This window comes from Paenibacillus sp. 1-18 (assembly GCF_000520755.1).
Classification (GTDB): Bacteria; Bacillota; Bacilli; order Paenibacillales; family Paenibacillaceae; genus Paenibacillus; species Paenibacillus brasilensis.
Genome location: NZ_ASSB01000355.1, coordinates 1 through 1,251, shown reverse-complemented (window position 1 = coordinate 1,251; position 1,251 = coordinate 1). Strand labels below are relative to the sequence as shown.

Here is a 1,251-nt window from a genome sequence, read left to right as displayed (position 1 = left end):
CTTTGGCTCCGTACTTGTGCCAGAGGTAACCGCAGCCTCGCCCAAGGTTTTCTTCGGGATGCCCGAAGGCAAGCAGCATAAGGTGGAACGGGATGTATTTTATCGGGTACGAAAAACGTTTCATGAGCTAGATGCGGAAAAGCTAGGCGAACGTGCTGGCTCGTATATCACCTATATGATCGAAAGCCTGCAATACTATGCGCTGGGCGACCTCATCACGTTACCCATCGGACAAGGTAAAGAACTGGTCGTGGTTCGAGCAGTGACTACACTAGCGGATGGCTTACTGCGTACTCGTTATGATCTTCAAGCCGAACAGGATATTCGCTATGCCCGGTATGAGAATGATCAGGCTACCGGGATTTCACTGACAGGAACGGTGCTGAAGGTACAACAGGATTTTGTACAGCTTCAACTGGATATTGATCGGAAGCAAGATCCTTCCAAAGCCTACTGGTTTCCTGTAGCGACTCGATATGTAGCCGAAGAACATAGCGGATGGTACGATATGCCTGAAATCGGGGAACAGGTCGAACTGTATCTGCCTACAAATCGCGAACAGGATGCCTATGTGACAGATTCGCTCCGCCAACAACGCCACACGAATGGACAGCCGAATGTGAAGGTATGGCAACATGTGCAAGGTAGTGGCGTAGAAATGTCTGAGCATGAGCTGACTCTATCCACCTCCGGTGAATTTTCCATTACACTGCATGAAAGTAGCGGCATTACCATCGACAGTCCGGGGAATGTGCAGATTCAGGGTGGTCATGTGAAGCTCGATGCCGGGCAGGAACTATCACTCGAAGCTGGCACGGCGCTATACTTAAAAGGTGGAGCCAGCAGCATGGTACTGGATGGTGAGACGGATACCAAAGCTCCAGTGATTTATCAGGAAGGAACGGTAAAAGCACCTGTTTTCGTGGCTGACCTCCCTCCTGTACCTGAGCCGCCACTTATGAGCATAAAGGCATATGAAGCAGCGCAATCAGCAGCCAAGGATTCATCTAGCAGCCAAGCCTCTACCCCTAAAGCAAAAGTCACCAGTCCAGCAAAGCTTCAACAAGCGAATGCCCTGATGGGGACAGTATCCAAGCTATTAGGTTCCATTCCGGTGATGGGGAAAGTGGTCGGCGTTGCTGTGGGAGTGCTAAGTGGACCTGTGGCGGGTGTGATTCTGAAAGCAACCGCAGCCATCCCTGTTCGAAGTAAGGGAACGCCTACGATTTGGGACAGTGGTAAGGGGAGCGG

General features: G+C 51.2%; 1 pseudogene. It reads left to right on the top strand.

Annotated features, from left to right (window positions below):
* Positions 1-1,251, top strand: a pseudogene (locus L693_RS30795) (contractile injection system protein, VgrG/Pvc8 family); the annotation flags it as partial.